At 66.7% G+C, this 14,506-nt stretch carries 21 protein-coding genes and 1 other RNA gene; 10 read left to right on the top strand and 12 right to left on the bottom strand.

Annotated features, from left to right (window positions below; translation table 11 throughout):
- Positions 1 to 29: 29 nt before the first annotated feature.
- The 8 genes from ACQ450_RS04800 to ACQ450_RS04765 all read left to right on the top strand — a co-directional run bounded on the left by ACQ450_RS04800 (position 30) and on the right by ACQ450_RS04765 (position 4,896).
- Positions 30 to 395, top strand: a complete 366-nt coding sequence (locus ACQ450_RS04800) for a response regulator (RefSeq protein WP_188055553.1) — start codon at positions 30 to 32, stop codon at positions 393 to 395.
- Positions 396 to 531: 136 nt separating this feature from the next.
- Positions 532 to 1,497, top strand: a complete 966-nt coding sequence (locus ACQ450_RS04795) for a chemotaxis protein CheB (RefSeq protein ID WP_431471163.1) — start codon at positions 532 to 534, stop codon at positions 1,495 to 1,497.
- The gene (locus ACQ450_RS04790) at positions 1,494 to 2,357 is read left to right on the top strand and encodes a CheR family methyltransferase (RefSeq protein ID WP_431470719.1); all 864 of its coding nucleotides are present in this window, start codon (positions 1,494 to 1,496) and stop codon (positions 2,355 to 2,357) included. The genes ACQ450_RS04795 and ACQ450_RS04790 overlap by 4 nt, the downstream gene beginning before the upstream one ends.
- A gap of 48 nt (positions 2,358 to 2,405) precedes the next feature.
- Positions 2,406 to 3,107, top strand: coding sequence for an N-acetylmuramoyl-L-alanine amidase (locus ACQ450_RS04785; RefSeq protein ID WP_431470718.1), 702 nt, complete (start codon positions 2,406 to 2,408; stop codon positions 3,105 to 3,107).
- A gap of 80 nt (positions 3,108 to 3,187) precedes the next feature.
- Positions 3,188 to 3,481 (top strand): hypothetical protein, encoded by a 294-nt coding sequence (locus ACQ450_RS04780; RefSeq protein WP_188055550.1) that lies wholly within the window; start codon positions 3,188 to 3,190, stop codon positions 3,479 to 3,481.
- A 52-nt stretch (positions 3,482 to 3,533) separates the two neighbouring features.
- An RNA gene (gene rnpB / locus ACQ450_RS04775) (RNase P RNA component class A) lies at positions 3,534 to 3,896 on the top strand.
- 110 nt (positions 3,897 to 4,006) lie between these two features.
- Positions 4,007 to 4,543, top strand: coding sequence for a J domain-containing protein (locus tag ACQ450_RS04770; RefSeq protein WP_431470717.1), 537 nt, complete (start codon positions 4,007 to 4,009; stop codon positions 4,541 to 4,543).
- On the top strand, positions 4,528 to 4,896 hold the full coding sequence (locus ACQ450_RS04765) for a (2Fe-2S) ferredoxin domain-containing protein (protein ID WP_431470716.1): 369 nt from the start codon (positions 4,528 to 4,530) through the stop codon (positions 4,894 to 4,896). The genes ACQ450_RS04770 and ACQ450_RS04765 overlap by 16 nt, the downstream gene beginning before the upstream one ends.
- Here ACQ450_RS04765 and ACQ450_RS04760 read toward each other — a convergent pair.
- The 9 genes from ACQ450_RS04760 to pspA all read right to left on the bottom strand — a co-directional run bounded on the left by ACQ450_RS04760 (position 4,881) and on the right by pspA (position 8,039).
- Positions 4,881 to 5,291: a SufE family protein gene (locus ACQ450_RS04760; RefSeq protein ID WP_431470715.1), complete on the bottom strand. Its 411-nt coding sequence runs from the start codon at positions 5,289 to 5,291 to the stop codon at positions 4,881 to 4,883. The genes ACQ450_RS04765 and ACQ450_RS04760 overlap by 16 nt on opposite strands.
- An 83-nt stretch (positions 5,292 to 5,374) precedes the next feature.
- Positions 5,375 to 5,569 (bottom strand): hypothetical protein, encoded by a 195-nt coding sequence (locus ACQ450_RS04755; protein WP_188056345.1) that lies wholly within the window; start codon positions 5,567 to 5,569, stop codon positions 5,375 to 5,377.
- A gap of 74 nt (positions 5,570 to 5,643) precedes the next feature.
- A complete protein-coding gene (locus tag ACQ450_RS04750; RefSeq protein WP_431470714.1) occupies positions 5,644 to 5,895 on the bottom strand; it encodes a hypothetical protein in 252 nt (83 codons plus the stop codon).
- A gap of 22 nt (positions 5,896 to 5,917) precedes the next feature.
- Positions 5,918 to 6,058, bottom strand: coding sequence for a hypothetical protein (locus tag ACQ450_RS04745; RefSeq protein WP_188055542.1), 141 nt, complete (start codon positions 6,056 to 6,058; stop codon positions 5,918 to 5,920).
- 31 nt (positions 6,059 to 6,089) lie between these two features.
- Positions 6,090 to 6,362 (bottom strand): hypothetical protein, encoded by a 273-nt coding sequence (locus tag ACQ450_RS04740; RefSeq protein WP_188055540.1) that lies wholly within the window; start codon positions 6,360 to 6,362, stop codon positions 6,090 to 6,092.
- 13 nt (positions 6,363 to 6,375) lie between these two features.
- Positions 6,376 to 6,678 carry a hypothetical protein gene (locus tag ACQ450_RS04735; protein WP_188055538.1) on the bottom strand — a complete coding sequence of 101 codons (303 nt, stop codon included), beginning with the start codon at positions 6,676 to 6,678 and terminating at the stop codon, positions 6,376 to 6,378.
- A 30-nt stretch (positions 6,679 to 6,708) separates the two neighbouring features.
- Entirely contained in the window at positions 6,709 to 7,086 is a 378-nt protein-coding gene (gene pspC / locus ACQ450_RS04730) for an envelope stress response membrane protein PspC (RefSeq protein WP_188055536.1), read from the bottom strand.
- Between the two features lies 1 nt (position 7,087).
- Positions 7,088 to 7,366, bottom strand: coding sequence for an envelope stress response membrane protein PspB (gene pspB, locus ACQ450_RS04725; protein WP_188055535.1), 279 nt, complete (start codon positions 7,364 to 7,366; stop codon positions 7,088 to 7,090).
- A 4-nt stretch (positions 7,367 to 7,370) separates the two neighbouring features.
- Positions 7,371 to 8,039 (bottom strand): phage shock protein PspA, encoded by a 669-nt coding sequence (gene pspA, locus ACQ450_RS04720; RefSeq protein ID WP_188055533.1) that lies wholly within the window; start codon positions 8,037 to 8,039, stop codon positions 7,371 to 7,373.
- A 394-nt stretch (positions 8,040 to 8,433) separates the two neighbouring features.
- On the opposite strand from pspA, the gene pspF reads away from it, so the two are divergent.
- Both pspF and ACQ450_RS04710 read left to right on the top strand, forming a co-directional pair.
- Positions 8,434 to 9,465, top strand: a complete 1,032-nt coding sequence (gene pspF, locus ACQ450_RS04715; protein WP_431470713.1) for a phage shock protein operon transcriptional activator — start codon at positions 8,434 to 8,436, stop codon at positions 9,463 to 9,465.
- An 80-nt stretch (positions 9,466 to 9,545) separates the two neighbouring features.
- Positions 9,546 to 10,160 carry a superoxide dismutase gene (locus ACQ450_RS04710; RefSeq protein WP_188055531.1) on the top strand — a complete coding sequence of 205 codons (615 nt, stop codon included), beginning with the start codon at positions 9,546 to 9,548 and terminating at the stop codon, positions 10,158 to 10,160.
- An 81-nt stretch (positions 10,161 to 10,241) separates the two neighbouring features.
- On the opposite strand, the gene ACQ450_RS04705 is transcribed toward ACQ450_RS04710, so the two are convergent.
- From ACQ450_RS04705 to ACQ450_RS04695, 3 genes are read right to left on the bottom strand one after another with little or no spacing between them, the layout of a single operon-like run.
- Positions 10,242 to 11,609 carry a PepSY-associated TM helix domain-containing protein gene (locus tag ACQ450_RS04705; RefSeq protein ID WP_431470712.1) on the bottom strand — a complete coding sequence of 456 codons (1,368 nt, stop codon included), beginning with the start codon at positions 11,607 to 11,609 and terminating at the stop codon, positions 10,242 to 10,244.
- The gene (locus tag ACQ450_RS04700) at positions 11,606 to 12,175 is read right to left on the bottom strand and encodes a hypothetical protein (protein ID WP_431470711.1); all 570 of its coding nucleotides are present in this window, start codon (positions 12,173 to 12,175) and stop codon (positions 11,606 to 11,608) included. Before ACQ450_RS04700 ends, ACQ450_RS04705 begins: the two co-directional genes overlap by 4 nt.
- An 11-nt stretch (positions 12,176 to 12,186) precedes the next feature.
- Entirely contained in the window at positions 12,187 to 14,337 is a 2,151-nt protein-coding gene (locus ACQ450_RS04695) for a TonB-dependent siderophore receptor (protein WP_431470710.1), read from the bottom strand.
- Positions 14,338 to 14,506 lie beyond the last annotated feature (169 nt).

Below are 14,506 nucleotides of genomic sequence, written 5' to 3'. Positions count from 1 at the left end.
CGCAAAGCAGGACCGGGGAACGTAACGCAATGAAGAGCTGCCTCGTCGTGGACGACTCGAAGGTCATCCGGAAGGTCGCACGGCATATTCTGGAGACGCTGGATTTCGAGGTGCGCGAGGCCGGCGACGGTCGCGAGGCGCTCGATAGCTGTCTGGCGACACCTCCCGACGTGATTCTGCTCGACTGGAACATGCCGGTCATGAGCGGCATGGATTTCCTGCGCGCACTCAAGGATTCGGGGCTTCCGACGCGGCCGAAGGTCGTATTCTGCACTACCGAGAACGGCATGGCCTACATCCGTGCGGCGATCGAGGCCGGGGCCGACGAATATGTCATGAAGCCGTTCGATCGCGAGACGCTCGAAAGCAAGCTCCAGATCGTCGGCGTCGCCTGAGCGAAGAGCAGGAGACGCGCTCGTGTCGCGCATCAAGAGTCAGGCGAATCGCGCGACTCCGTCTCCGGCTGCGGCGGAGTATCCCCGCGTCCTCATCGTCGACGATTCGGTGGTCGCGCGATCGGTGCTCGGCCGGATGGTCGAGGCAAGCGGGCGATTCGTTGTCGCCGACGCGGTCAGCGATGTGCGCCGCGCGCTCGAATCGCTGAAGTCGCAGCGCGTCGATGTGATCCTGCTCGATATCGAGATGCCGGGGATCGACGGGCTCACTGCGCTGCCCGATGTCTTGGCGGCGGGCCAGGGTGCCAAGGTTCTGATCGTCTCTTCCTCGGCCGATGAGGGCGGTGCGGCGACCATCCAGGCGCTGGCGCTCGGAGCGGCAGACACGCTCGTGAAGCCGGGCGTGGGCGCGTTCGCGGGCAAGTTCGCGGAGGTGCTCGAGGACAAGCTTAGCCGGCTGCTCGATGCTCCCGCCGAAGCTCCCGCCTCCGCTCGGGGCCAGTTCCGACCTGCAGCGGTGCCGGACCATTTCGACGTGGTGGCGATCGGTGCGTCGACCGGCGGCATCCACGCGCTCAGCCAGGTGCTGCGGGCGATCCCGCCGACCTTTCAGGTGCCGATCCTGGTCACCCAGCATCTTCCCGCCTCGTTCATGAGCTACTTCGCGACTCAGCTTGCCGTGCTCGCCAGCAGGCCCTGCGAAGTCGCGACCGATCCGATGCGGATCCGGCCCGGCCGGATCATCGTCGCGCCCGGCGACGCACATCTGCGCTGCGTACGCATGTCCGAAGGCGCGGCAGTGCGCCTTTCGCACGAGAAGGTCGCGAGCGGGTGCATGCCCTCCGTCGATCCGATGTTCGATTCGCTGGCGGAAACCTTCGGCGACCGTGCGCTCGGCATCGTCCTGTCGGGTATGGGCCGCGACGGCAGCGAAGGCGCGCGCCGCCTCGCGGCGGCGGGCGGCAGCGTGGTGGTGCAGGATCGGGAGAGCTCGACGGTCTGGGGAATGCCCGGCAGCGTCGCCAATGCAGGCTGCGCCAGTGCGATTCTCCCGCCGGACGAGATCGGCCGTCTGATTGCAAGCCGTCGGCGGCCGGCATGACGGGACCGATGCCCAGCGGCACGATCTCGGCCGGCGCGATGAATCTGATCGCGAGCCTGCTCGAACAGCGCACCGGTCAACAGATCACGGCGAACCGCGTCTGGCGAATTGAGACCGCGCTCAAGACCATGCTGCGCGCCGAGGGACTGGAGTCGGCCGACGCGCTCGTGGCGAAGCTTCTCACTCGAGCGGAGCCGAAGCTGGCGGAGCGAGTCGTCGATGCGCTGCTCAATCAGGAGACCTCCTTCTTTCGCGATGCCGCCGTGCTCGAGACGGCCGCCGATGCATTGAAGTCGCTGCAAGCGGAGGTGCCGCATCGCCGACTGCGCATCTGGTCCGCCGCATGCGCGACCGGCCAGGAGCCGCTGTCGCTGGCAATGCTGCTCGCCGAACGCGGAATGGCGGAGGGGGCGCTCGCGCCGGAGATCCTCGCCAGCGATGTCTCGCCCAGCGCGCTCGCCCGCGCCCGGGCCGGTCGCTATTCGCAGTTCGAGATCCAGCGGGGACTGCCCGTGCGGCGCATGATCGAATGGTTCGAAGGCGGCGAGGGCGAAGGCGAATGGGTCGCGAAGGCCGAACTGGTCCGCCGCATTCGATTCCGTCGCCACAATCTTGCGGCCGATCCGCCACCGCCGGGCAAGTTCGACTTGGTGCTGTGTCGCAACGTTCTCCTCTATTTCTCGCCGTCGCTGCGCACGCGCGTGTTCGACACGCTCGCCGGGGCCGTCCGCCCCGGCGGGCTGCTCGTGCTGGGAGCGGGCGAGACGGTGATCGGCCAGACCGGCCAATTCCGCCCGAGCGAGCAGTTCCGCGGCTTTTACCGGCTCGCCGATCCGGCGGCCTGCGCCGCCACCGGCTGACCTGACCGAGCGATTGCCGCGGCGTCGATTTCGCGGCACAGCGGCGCCATGCAGGACCTGCCTGACATCATCGAAGCGCCGTCGCCCAATTTCGACGAGCGGCAACTGCCGGTCAGCATCATCGTGCTGCACTACACCGGCATGCAGGACGCAGAATCGGCGATCGCCCGGCTGCGCGACCCCGAAGCCAAGGTGTCGTCGCACTATGTGGTCGCGGAGGACGGCACGATCCTGCGCCTGGTCGACGAGGAGAAGCGCGCGTGGCACGCCGGCCGCTCCTACTGGCGCGGCACGACCGACATCAACAGCGCGTCGGTGGGGATCGAGATTGTCAATCCCGGGCACGAATTCGGTTACTCCCCGTTCCCCGACGAGCAGATCGCCTCGGTGATCCAGCTGGTCCACGCGATCAAGCAACGCCACGCGGTGACGCGCGGCAACATCGTCGGCCATTCGGACATCGCGCCCGCGCGCAAGCAGGATCCGGGCGAGCTGTTTCCCTGGGGTAAGCTCGCGCGGCTCCGGCTGGCGCTCCCGCGGCCCACGCGCGGACTGATCGATCCGGGCTGGACCGATGGCGGCTTCCTGATGGCGCTCAACCGGTTCGGCTATGACGTCGACGATCAACAGGCGGCGGTGGTCGCATTCCAGCGCCGGTTCCGCCCCGAGCTGGTCGACGGGATGATCGACGCCGAGTGCAGGATGATTCTACTCGCCCTGCTTCTGCCGCGACCACAGGGAGACGTATAGATGGTTGGCGCGTCGTAAGCCTGGTTTCGTAATCGTCCCGCAACGCCTTTCGCGCGATCCTGGCGAGCGGAGGACTGGCTATGGAAATCGACTTGCGACTCTATGGCGATGCCGTCGTGATGAATCCCGTACGGGTGCGACTGGCGGGGATCGAGCGACGCGACGCGAAAGGCAACGCGGTCGCATCGGTCACGCTGCCAACCGAGCAGGAGGCGACCGCCGCGTTGCAGCGCGCGGCGCGCGTTCAGGGTGCGGACGAGGTGCTGCGCGTGGCCAGCGACTATCGCCGGCTGGCACTTGCGGCCGGCCCCGGCGGCAATTCGGCTGCTGTCGAAGTGAACGCCTGGGGCACCGCAGTGCGGCGGAAGGGCTGAACCGCAGGAAGGCGCTTGCGGCATGCTGCGAAGGCGCTACATCGGCGCTAGGCCAGAGGGTCGGGCGGCCGCGTGTGCCTTAGGGCACCCGAGGAAAGTCCGGGCTCCACGGAACGACGGTGGCGGGTAACGCCCGCCGGGGGCGACCCCAGGGAAAGTGCCACAGAGAGCAGACGGCGCGGGCTTCGGCCTCGCCATGGTGAAAGGGTGCGGTAAGAGCGCACCGCGCGACCGGTAACGGAAGCGGCACGGCAAACCCCACCGGGAGCAAGACCGAATAGGGGCCGCGCATGAGGTGTTCCGCCTCGCGGCCCGGGTTGGTTGCTGGACTCCGCAGGCGACTGCGGGGCTAGAGGAATGGTCGCACATCGCCTTCGGGCGAGGACAGAACCCGGCTTACAGACCCTCTGGCCTTTCTTTCTTTTCCTCTCTTCGGGAAGGGAAAGAGAGCTCTTGCCGGCAAAACCGCGACGCATGCTCTTGCTGCGCTGGCGTATGTCACACACCGTGCTTATCTGCGCACGAATGGCACGTTCTTCCCGATCCTATGACTGGGGTTTTCCCCGCTGGCGCAGCTATGGCGGCAGTCGCGAGGCGCAGCAGGTCAAGCTGTGCGACCGCGAAGGCTGCGACGAACCCGGCGATCGCCCCGCGCCCAAGGCGCCGAACAGCCGCGAACGCTGGTATTTCTGCGAGCGCCACGCCGCTGAATACAACCGCAACTGGGACTATTTTCAGGGGCTTTCCGCGGAGGAGGCTGCGCAGCGCGAAGCCGACGAGAAGCGGACCAACAAGGGCTATGCCGAGGCGAATCACTATGGCTGGGCGGGGCCAGGCGACGGCAGCCGCTCGGGCGACGAGATGCGCGCGCTCGAAGTGCTCGAGCTCGAAGCCGACGCCGATTTCGAGGCTGTCCGTGCCGCGTGGCGCCGTATGGCCAAGGCCAACCACCCCGATGTGAAGCCGAACGATCCGGAGGCCGCCAAGCGCTTTCAGGCGGTGCAGACTGCCTATGACGTGCTGAAGGCGGCCGAGGAACGGCGGCAGTGGCGCCCGGATTGAAGACGCAGGTCCGTTCGAACTGGTCGGGTGCCGTACTCGTCTGCGCCAAATGCTCGAAGAAGCTGGGCGGCGGCTTCGGGCCCAAGGGCAAGACTCCGCTCACCAAGGCGCTTCGCAAGCATCTGGGGCTCAAAAAGGGCCGAAAGAGCGCTGCCGGGATACTCGATGTGAAGTGCCTCGGCGTCTGTCCGAAGAACGCCGTAACCGTGGTGAATGGCGCTACGGCGAGCGTATGGAACCTCGTCCCCGCCGGCGCCGATCTCGACGAAGTGGCCCAAGCGCTGGGGCTGACCGGCGAGAGGCAGGAAATCCGAGGGGCGAGCGGCCGGGCGTTGGATCAGTCGCCGGAATAACGCTCGGCAGTGCTGCGGATCAGCGCGATCATGTTGGGGATGCCCTGGGTCCGGTTCGAGCTGAGCTGATTGCGAAGGTCGAACGGCTCCAGTTCGCGCTCGATGTCGGTGGCGTTGATTTCCGCCGCCGTCCGGTCCTGCACGGTCAGCAGCACCAGAGCGATGATCCCCTTGGTGATCGCCGCGTTCGAATCGGCGAGGAAATGGAGCCTGCCGTCGTCGTGGACCGTCGGATAGACCCAAACCGCCGCGGAGCAGCCGCGAACCAGTGTCGCATCGGTCTTGAGCGCTTCGGGCATCGGTTCGAGATCGCGTCCAAGGTCGATCAACAGCCGGTAGCGGTCGTCGGCTTCGAGGAAGCTATATTCGTCGCGGATGTCGGCTAGACTGGCCATCGGGGCGCTATAGCGCCGGCGCGCGCGATGTGAACCGTCCAAGCCGCCCGGCAGCCCTCCCCGTGAAGGGGAGGGCACGTGTTTCAGAGATCGACTCCGGCGGCGATCGCCTCGAGTTTGCGGATACGCTCCTTCAGGTCGGCGATTTCGATCCGCGATGCGGCGGACGGGGCCGGTGCGGGGCTGTCGTCGCGATCCCCGCCGAAGCGCGCGCCGAGTTCCTGCCGCTTCAGCGCCAGCCAGCCGCGCCAGCCGGCCAGTCCCGCGGCCGTGACCATCGCGACGGCAACCAGGCCGGCCAGCGACAGGGTGATGTAGAGATTGGGATCCTGAGTCACGTCGTCTCCTCCCGTCAGACGCGGTTGTTGTCGCGCAGCCGCTCGATTTCGCGATCGAGTTCGATGCTGCGATTATTGTCGGTGATGACGCGTTCCAGAACGGCGATCCGCTCCTTCAGCGTCCGGATCTCGTCGCGCATGCGCAGCGCGTCGATGCTCTCCGTCGGATCTTCCGAGCGCCGCTCCGAGGCCTGAAAGCGGGCCTGGAGCACCTTGCCGATCGTCACGACGATGATGATCGCGACCACCATTTCGAACGGGTCCATTGGTCGTCTCCCGGTGTTGAGTTCAGGCGGCTTCGGTTTCGCGCTTCGCCTGTGCGGCGAGGCGTTCGGCGCGGCGGATCGGGCGGTCCACCCGCTCGGTGAAGTAGCATGCCACCGCGGTGATGAGCGCGAGGATGGCGACGAAGATGATCAGTGCGGACATTGCGATTCTTCCCTTTGATCTGCGGTCGCGCTCAGTTGAGCGGCTGATCGCGCAGGCGTTCGATTTCGGCGGCGACATCGGCGCCGCGGTCGGTGGCGATGCGCTCGAGCACGCGGACCCGCTGCTCCAGCCGCTCGACGTGGGCGGCATATTGCGCGGCTTTCTCGGCGGTCTCGGCGGCGAGCCGCTCGCCCATCTTTTCCTTGTGGTCGAGCCACTTCTCGAAGGTCGCGTAGCCGATCCCGAAGATCACGGGGATGCCGACGACGATCATGAAGAAGCCAAGCGTGTACAGGCCGTCCATTGAAGCTCTCCCGTCAGTCGTTGGTGTCGCGCAGCCGTTCGATCTCGCGAGCGGTGCGTTCTGCCGGATCGGTGGCGATCCGCTCAAGCACGGCGATCCGTTCCTCCAGCCGGCTCACCTGGCCGGTGAGGCGCTCGTTCTCCTGGGCGAGCAGCGCCACCTTGCGTTCGGCTTCCGGATCGGTGCGATGGCTGCTGCCGCCCCACTCGTTTTCCACCGGATAGCCGTGGCGGGCGCGGATCCAGCTCGTCGCGACCCAGCCGATGGTCGAAACCAGGACCAGTGCGAGGATGAAGGCGGGGCCACCCCAGCTCATGTTTCTTCTCCCTTTGGCTTCGTCCGCCGATCAGCGCAGGCTGTCGATCTCGTCCGAAAGGCGCGTGTTGCGGCTCGTGTAATACATCTCGATGTCGGCGAGCCGGCGGTCGATGTCCCGGAACTTGGAGCGGACCTCGTGGGTCGATCGGCGCGGATTGCTCCGCACGCCCTGCCAGAATTTCGCGTCCTCCGGATTCTCGTAGAGGCCTTTTGGCCGCGCCGGAGCGAACCATGCGATCAGCAGATAGGCGATCAGCCCGACCGGGAAGGTCATGAAGGTGAAGAGCGCGAAGCCCACCCGCAGCCAGACCGGATCGATGCCGGTATAGTCCGCGAGGCCCGAACAGACGCCCAGCCATTTGGCATTCTGCTTGTCGAGATAGAAGCGGGTACGGCTGACGGACATCTCAGTTCCTCCTGGTGTAGTCATAGGGCCCCGGTTCGGACGGGCCCGCGGCGGGCGGCGCCGGGCGGAAGTCGGGGTTGTCGGCGGCGACGATGCGTTCGATCGTCTGGAGCCGGTCCTCAAGGCGCCGGGCGGTGTAGTGGAGATCGTCGAGCAGCTTCTCGTCTTCGCCGGTGATGCTCGCCGACTGCTTCCACTTGGTGACATAGTGCATGATTACCCAGGGCAGCCCGATGAAGAGCATGCCCACGACCATGAGTGGGACGATAACTTCATCCATCGGATCAGCTTCCCTTGTTCATCCGCGCCTTGAGCGCTTCCAGCTCCGCATCGACCTTCTCGGAAGAGCGCAGCTCGGCGATCTCTTCCTCCAGGCTCTTGGGCTCGCCACCCATGCCCGCCGCATCGGCGCGGCCTTCGGCAAGGTCGACCCGACGCTCGAGCATGTCGAACCGCGAGAAGGCGTCGTGCACTTTGGCGCCATTGGTCATCTCGCGCAGGCGATAGCGATTGTTGGCGCTCTCCAGCCGCGTCATGATCGTGTTCTGGCGGGCACGCGCCTCGCGCAGCTTGTTCTGCAGCTTCTGGATGTCCGCCTCGGACGCCTTGAGCGATTCGTCGAGAACGGCGATTTCGCCGGTCAGCTGATCGCACATGTCGGCAGCCTTCTGCTTCTCGACCAGCGCCGCCTTGGCGAGGTCCTCGCGACCCTTGCTCAGTGCCAGCTCGGCCTTCTCGGTCCAGCTCTCCTGGAGCTTGTCGAGCTTCGCGATGTGGCGCCGCATTTCCTTCTGATCGGCGATGGTGCGCGCGGCGGAGGCGCGGACCTCGACCAGCGTCTCTTCCATCTCGAGGATGATCATGCGGATCATCTTCGCCGGGTCTTCGGCCTTGTCGAGAAGGTCGGTGACGTTGGCGGCGATGATATCGCGGGTTCGCGAAAAAATGCCCATTGAGTTGAACTCCTTCGAATTGTGAGACCGCCGGGACGGGCTAGGGGGCCCCGTCCCGGCGGAACCGCTCACCGGGGCAAGTGAGCGGGAATGCGTTCCGCTTCCCGTCAGGCGATCGCCGGACCGACCGAACCCAGCATGAAGATCGCGCTGAGTGCGATGGTGCAGAAGACCGCTGCGGCGGTGGTGCGGATGTCGGTGCCCTGGTAGGTCATGTCTCGTTCCCTGAAGCTTGGTTTGTCTCGTTGCGCCCGTTTCTCCGGGCTTGCCTCATGCTTCGCAGGAAGCGTGCCAATTTTTAAAATGGCGGATTTTCAAGCTTTCAGCCCGATGAATGAACCGAGCGACAAATTTTGTGTTGCCAACTTTTAGCGAAATGCGCCAACAGATGGGCATGGAACGCGCCGCACAGGTCATCGGCCAGTCATCGGCTTTTCTCGACGCGCTCGAACGCGCCAGCCGCGCGGCCGCGCTCGACCGGCCGGTGCTCGTGATCGGCGAACGCGGCACCGGCAAGGAACTGGTTGCCGAGCGACTCCACCGCCTCAGCCCCCGCTGGGATCAGCCGCTGGTGGTGATGAACTGCGCCGCGCTTCCCGAAACGCTGATCGAGGCCGAGCTGTTCGGCCATGAAGCGGGCGCGTTCACTGGCGCCACCAAGGCCCGCGCTGGCCGGTTCGAGGAAGCCGACGGCGGCACGCTGTTCCTCGACGAGCTCGGGACACTGTCGATGGCGGCGCAGGATCGGCTGCTGCGCGCGGTCGAATATGGCGAGATCACCCGGATCGGTTCGTCGCGCCCGCTGCGTGTCGATGTCCGCATCGTGGCGGCGACGAACGAGCATCTGCCCGATCGAGTCCAGCAGGGCACCTTCCGCGCCGATCTGCTCGACCGGCTTTCCTTCGAAGTCGTCACGCTCCCGCCGCTGCGCGCGCGCGCCGGCGACATCGTAGTGCTCGCGGATTTCTTCGGGCGCCGGATGGCCGCGGAGATCGGATGGGAGGATTGGCCCGGGTTCGGGCCGCATGCGCTCGACGCGCTCGCCAGCCACTCCTGGCCCGGAAACGTGCGCGAGCTGCGCAACGCAGTCGAGCGCGCGGTCTATCGCTGGGAGCGCGAGGGCCCGGTCGATGCGATCGAGATCGATCCTTTCGCCTCTCCCTATCGGCCGCGCACCGTGGCTCGGGCAGATCCCGAGGCATCCCCGAAGGAAGCGCCCGAGGCTGCACCGGCCGGATCGGCGCCCGATCCCGCCGAGCCGCTGGATTTCAAGGAGCGCGTCGCCCGGTTCGAGCGCGAACTGCTCGCGCGCGCGCTGGTCGAGCATCGGCACAACCAGCGAGCGACCGCCGATGCGCTGGGTCTTACCTATGATCAGCTGCGCCACGCACTGCGTCGCCACGATCTGTTGAAGACCGGCGGCTAATACGCTGGCGAAACGAGTTTTACGGACCCATATGCCGCCCACTGCGTTCGCGCGGTGAACCCGAGAAAAGGAGATCCCCCATGGCTTTCGAACTGCCGCCGCTTCCCTATGGCTATGACGCGCTGGAGCCGACGATCGACAAGGAGACGATGACGCTCCACCACGACAAGCATCACGCGGCCTACACCGCCAAGCTGAACGAAGCGGTGCAGGAGGATTCGTCGCTGCAGGGCAAGTCGATCGAGGACATCCTGGCGAGCATGTCGGGCAAGCCGTCCAAGCTGCGCAACAATGGCGGCGGCTATTGGAACCACGACTTCTTCTGGAAGACGATGGGCCCGAACGGCGGCGGTGCGCCCAGCGGCGAGCTGGCGCAGGCGATCGACGCCAAGTTCGGTTCGTTCGACAAGATGAAGGAGGAATTCAACACCGCTGGCGCGGGTCAGTTCGGTTCGGGCTGGGCATGGCTGATCGTGAACCAGCAGGGCGAGCTGCAGATCTGCTCGACGCCGAACCAGGACAATCCGCTGATGGACGTTGCCGAGGTGAAGGGCACGCCGATCCTGGGCAACGACGTGTGGGAGCACGCCTATTACATCACCTATCGCAATGATCGCGGCGCCTATCTGAAGGCGTGGTGGGACGTGGTGAATTGGGACGTGGTGGCGAAGCGCTACGCCGACGCGAAGAAGTAAGCGGGCGCACCCGACGCGAAGAGGGCGCCGGACCATGGGTTCGGCGCCCTTTTTCGTGCACGCGGTGCGGCGGCGCGCGGTTTAGAGCGCGCCGGCGGTGGCGATTACCGTGGTGGCCGCCAGGCTGCCCCAGAAGCCGCGCGCCAGGTCGCGGCCGGCCGTGCTCCAGCGGGCGCCGAAGACGATGCCCGCGAACACCAGCGCGACCGACAGGCCCCAGAAGATCGCGGCCATCGGCGCGGCGTTGCCGATCAGCAGCCGCGCGAGCAGTGCGAGCGTCAACGCCAGCGGCACGCCCCAGACGACTGCATCCCACGCCGCACGCAGGCGCGGCTCGCGATGCCCGCGCCGCGCGCGCTTGCCCAGCCAGATCGACACGCCGGTCGCGCAGACGACGCACAGCGCGATGCCGAAGACCGCATAGGCGATCTTCACCGGCAGCCCGCCGAAATTGCCGAAATGCAGCCGATAATTGGACGCGGCGATCTGCTGCCCCACGGTGCCGTCGGCGAGGCCGGCTGTCCCGTGCAGCCGGCCCGCGGCGTCGAACGTGAAATACTCGCCGAAGATCAGCCGCTTCGGGTACTCGGCGATGATCTGGACTGCTTGGCCGGCGGTGCCGGGATCGTGGAGCACGACGTAATAGGGATGCGCCTCGGGATGGTCGGTGGCCATGGCGCGCAGCGCCGCGGCGGCATCGGGCAAGGCGGCAGGGGTGGCATCCGCGGGATGCTCCTCGCCGAACACCGGGCCATAGACCTTCTCGATGTCGCCGCCGTAGAAGGCGCTCGCCAGGCCATAGCCCGACACGACCGAAAGGCCGAGGACCGCGCCGGTCAGCGCGATGGCGACAGCGAAGGGCAACGTCCACACGCCGAGCCGATTGTGCCAGTCCGAAAGGCCCACGCCGGTCCGATTGCGCGCGCGCAGATGAAACGCGTCGCGGAAGATCCGCGGATGCGCCGCGACACCCGAGAAGATCAGCGCCAGCATCATCGTGCCAAATGCGCCGACCACGGCATAGCCGGTCAGCCCCGGCATGGTGAGCCGATAGTGGATGTCCTCGAGGAAAGTCGCCCAGCCGTTCTCCTCCGGCCCGACGATGCTGCCGTCGGCCGCCAGATGAACCGCCTGAGTGTCGGTCGTCACGGTCGTGCGGGGGAGCGCAGGCACCGGAAGGTGGACGTAGAGATGGGTGGTCGTCGGCTTGCCGGCCTCGGTCGCCAGTACGTTGCGGATGCCGGTCTGCATGGCTTCGGGGGAGATCGACGCCATTTCAGGCGCGCCGGGCTGCTCGACTCGCTGCCACTCCTCCTTGAAGACGATCACCGTGCCGGTGACGCAGAGGAGATACAGGAGCGCGCTGACGATCAGTCCGATCGTCGCATGCGCGGAAAGCGCGCGCTGCGCGACGCCGGTGTCGGCCTTTACGGCGGTCGGTGCGTTCACATGCCTGCTCCCGTCCAGAGTAACAGCCCGCCGGCCAGTCCCGATACTGCCAGCATCGCGGTGCGCCGCCCCTGGTGGGTTTCCATCAGCATCAGCCAGGCCAGCAAGGCCCAGTAGAGCGGAAACACCAGCAGCGACAGTACGATGCCGTCCGCCTCCCGCCAGCCGGCCCAGTGCGCCAGCACTCGCGAGGCGAGCGCAAGCACCAGCGACACCGCGAACGCCAATGGCCCGACGAGCAGGAAGACGATCAGCCGCCGTCCGATCCGCGCCGGCGCACCGGCCGGCGGCAGGATATTCGCGCGCCGGTCGGGCGGGGGGGCCTTGCCCGCCGGAGCGGTGAGCGCCGCATGCGCCAGCAGCGCCGCAGCCCCCGCCATCGCCGCCAGCGCGACCAGGCACAGCCCCCATTCGCCGTCGGCGACGGTCCCGAGTACGCAGCTCGCCAGCAGCAGCAGCCATCCGGCGATCGATATCGGGCGGCCGCGGCTGCGGCGCTGCCACGCCAGCCGCAGCAGGGCGACCGCGGCCAGCGCCGCCGCCATCGCCAGCCAGGTGAGGGCCATGGGCGGCGCCATCAGAAGCGGTAGCCCAGCGTGGCGAACACGTTGCGCTCGGCGCCGATGAAGCAGTCGCCGCGCGCGAGGCACGAGGCGTAGAATTGCTCGTCAAACAGGTTTGTCGCGTTAACCGAGAGGTGCCAGTTGCGCCAGTCGATCTCGGCCAGCGCGTCGACCAGCGTGTAGGACGGCGTCACCAGCCCGTCGGGAAAGGCGGGTCCGTAGGAGCGGTGCTCGCCGACGTGGCGTACGCCCGCGCCCAGCCGCAGCGACGCTTCGCTGCCCAGCGGAAGCGTCTTGGTGCCCCACAGCGAGGCGATCTGCTCGGGAACGTCGTTCAGCTGCTGGCCCGTGCCTTCGATCTCCGCCTCGTTGTAGCTGTAGGCGGCGATGAGCGTGTAATTGCCGGGCAGCGTGCGGCTCGCCTCGATCTCGAACCCGCGCGAAAAGGCCTCGCCCGCCTGGATCTGGTCGCGCGGATCGGGCGTGCTGTCATCGCTGACCGGGCGATTGCTCTCGAGGATGTCGAACGCCGTCACGGTGACGAGCGTCGCGGCATCGGGGTGGAACTTCACGCCCAGCTCGTACTGGCGCCCGCGCTTGGGAACGAAGGGGCTGCCGTCGCTGGTGGTGCCCGAAACCGGCTCGAAGCTCTCGGTATAGCTGAAGAAGGGCGAGACGCCGCGCACCAGCTCGCCGATGATGCCGGCGCGGAACGACCAGGCATCGTCGCTTTCGGTCGCGCCGCCCACCGCGCGGGTGCGCACATCGTCATGGCGCGCGCCGAGCACGACCGAGACGCGATCCCACAGCCGCACCTGATCCTGCAGATAGAAGCCGAGCTGTTCGCCGCGTGTGTCCGTGGTCGAGGCGAAGGCCGCATTGGGAAGGCCGCCGTCCCAGTCGGACAGAAGATCGTAGTTCGGATCATAGATGTCGATCGCCTCGACCGCGAAGCCGCTGGTCTTGCGCACGCGGTTCCAGCTGTAGTCGACACCCGCCAGCAGCGTGTGCGCGACCGCCGATCCGGTAGTGAAGTCGAACTGGACGTTGTTGTCGGTCGAGAACACATCCATCGTGGCATAGCTGCCGTCGGCATAGAGGCCGATCGTGCGCTGCTCGGGGTCCGGCAGCGGCTGTCCGGTAACCGGATCGAGGACCGGAGCACCGGTCGCGTCGAGCTGGATATAGGGATTGCGCGGGTTCGAATAGCTGTTCGGATAGTGGGTGAAATAGGTGACGTCGCTGTCGATGATGCGGGCCTTCAGATTCAGCCGCGCCGCTTCGCTGAAGCGGTGGTCGAGGATTGCGGTCCCTTCGAGCAGCCGTCCGTCATAGCGGTCCCAGCCGGGCTTGCCGATGAAACGGTCGTTGGGCAGCTGGCCGTTCGGATTGGGCAGGATCGTGCCCACGGCGGGCAGGAACTGCGACGTCGAACCCGAATCGTCCTCCTGATAGAGGCCCAGCACCGTCAGCTCGGTGGCAGGACCGAACTCCATCCGCAGCGACGGGGCGAGCATCACCCGGTCGTCCTCGACATAATCGACCTGGGTGCCCGCATCGCGCACGCGCGCCACCATCCGCGCCGACAGTCCGGGCGCCAACGCGCCGGTGACGTCGCCCAGCACCTCGAACCGGTCGAAGCTGCCATAGCGCACCGCGACTTCGCCGGCAGGAGTCTCCTGCGGCGCCTTGGAAACCAGATTGACCAGTCCGCCGATCGATCCGGCGCCGAACAGCACCGAGGCCGGACCGCGAACCACTTCGACGCGCGAGAAGTTGTACGGATCCGAGCGGATGCTGGCGTAATAGCTGTACAGGTCGCGCATCCCGTCGCGGAACTGCAGCGGGGCGATGCCGCGGATGAAGCCGCCGTCGACGCGGCTGTCGGGGCCATAGGGGCTCGCCGTAACGCCTGCGACATAGTTGAGCGTGTCGGAAACCGACAGCGCGCCCTGCGCCAGATACACCTCGTCGGGAACGATGCTGATCGGCTGCGGCGTTTCGACGAGGGGTGTGTCGGTCTTCGTCCCCGCGCTCGCCTCGGCGGCGCCGATCACGACGATCTCGCTCCGCGTGCCCGGGCTGCTCTCGCGCGCTTCCTGCGCCGCGGCGGGCACCGTGGTCAGCGCGGTGCAGGCGAGTGCGGCAAAGACGATGCGATTCATGTGGTGATGACCCTTTTCCCGTCGATTTCTTGATTGCGGCGCCAGTAATGAGATTTAGTCGCATTAGCAAGGTTCGTTCGGCATCGCCGAGCGGGCGGTCGTTTCGATTCTATGTGCTCAGCGCTGGCTAGAGGCGGGTAGTTGCGAAGCCACAATGAACGTACCAGAG

The sequence above is a fragment of the Sphingosinithalassobacter sp. LHW66-3 genome (assembly GCF_050703275.1).
Classification (GTDB): Bacteria; Pseudomonadota; Alphaproteobacteria; order Sphingomonadales; family Sphingomonadaceae; genus Sphingomonas.
Note: the sequence above shows the minus strand (reverse complement) of the source record. Positions and strands in the feature narration are given on the sequence as shown.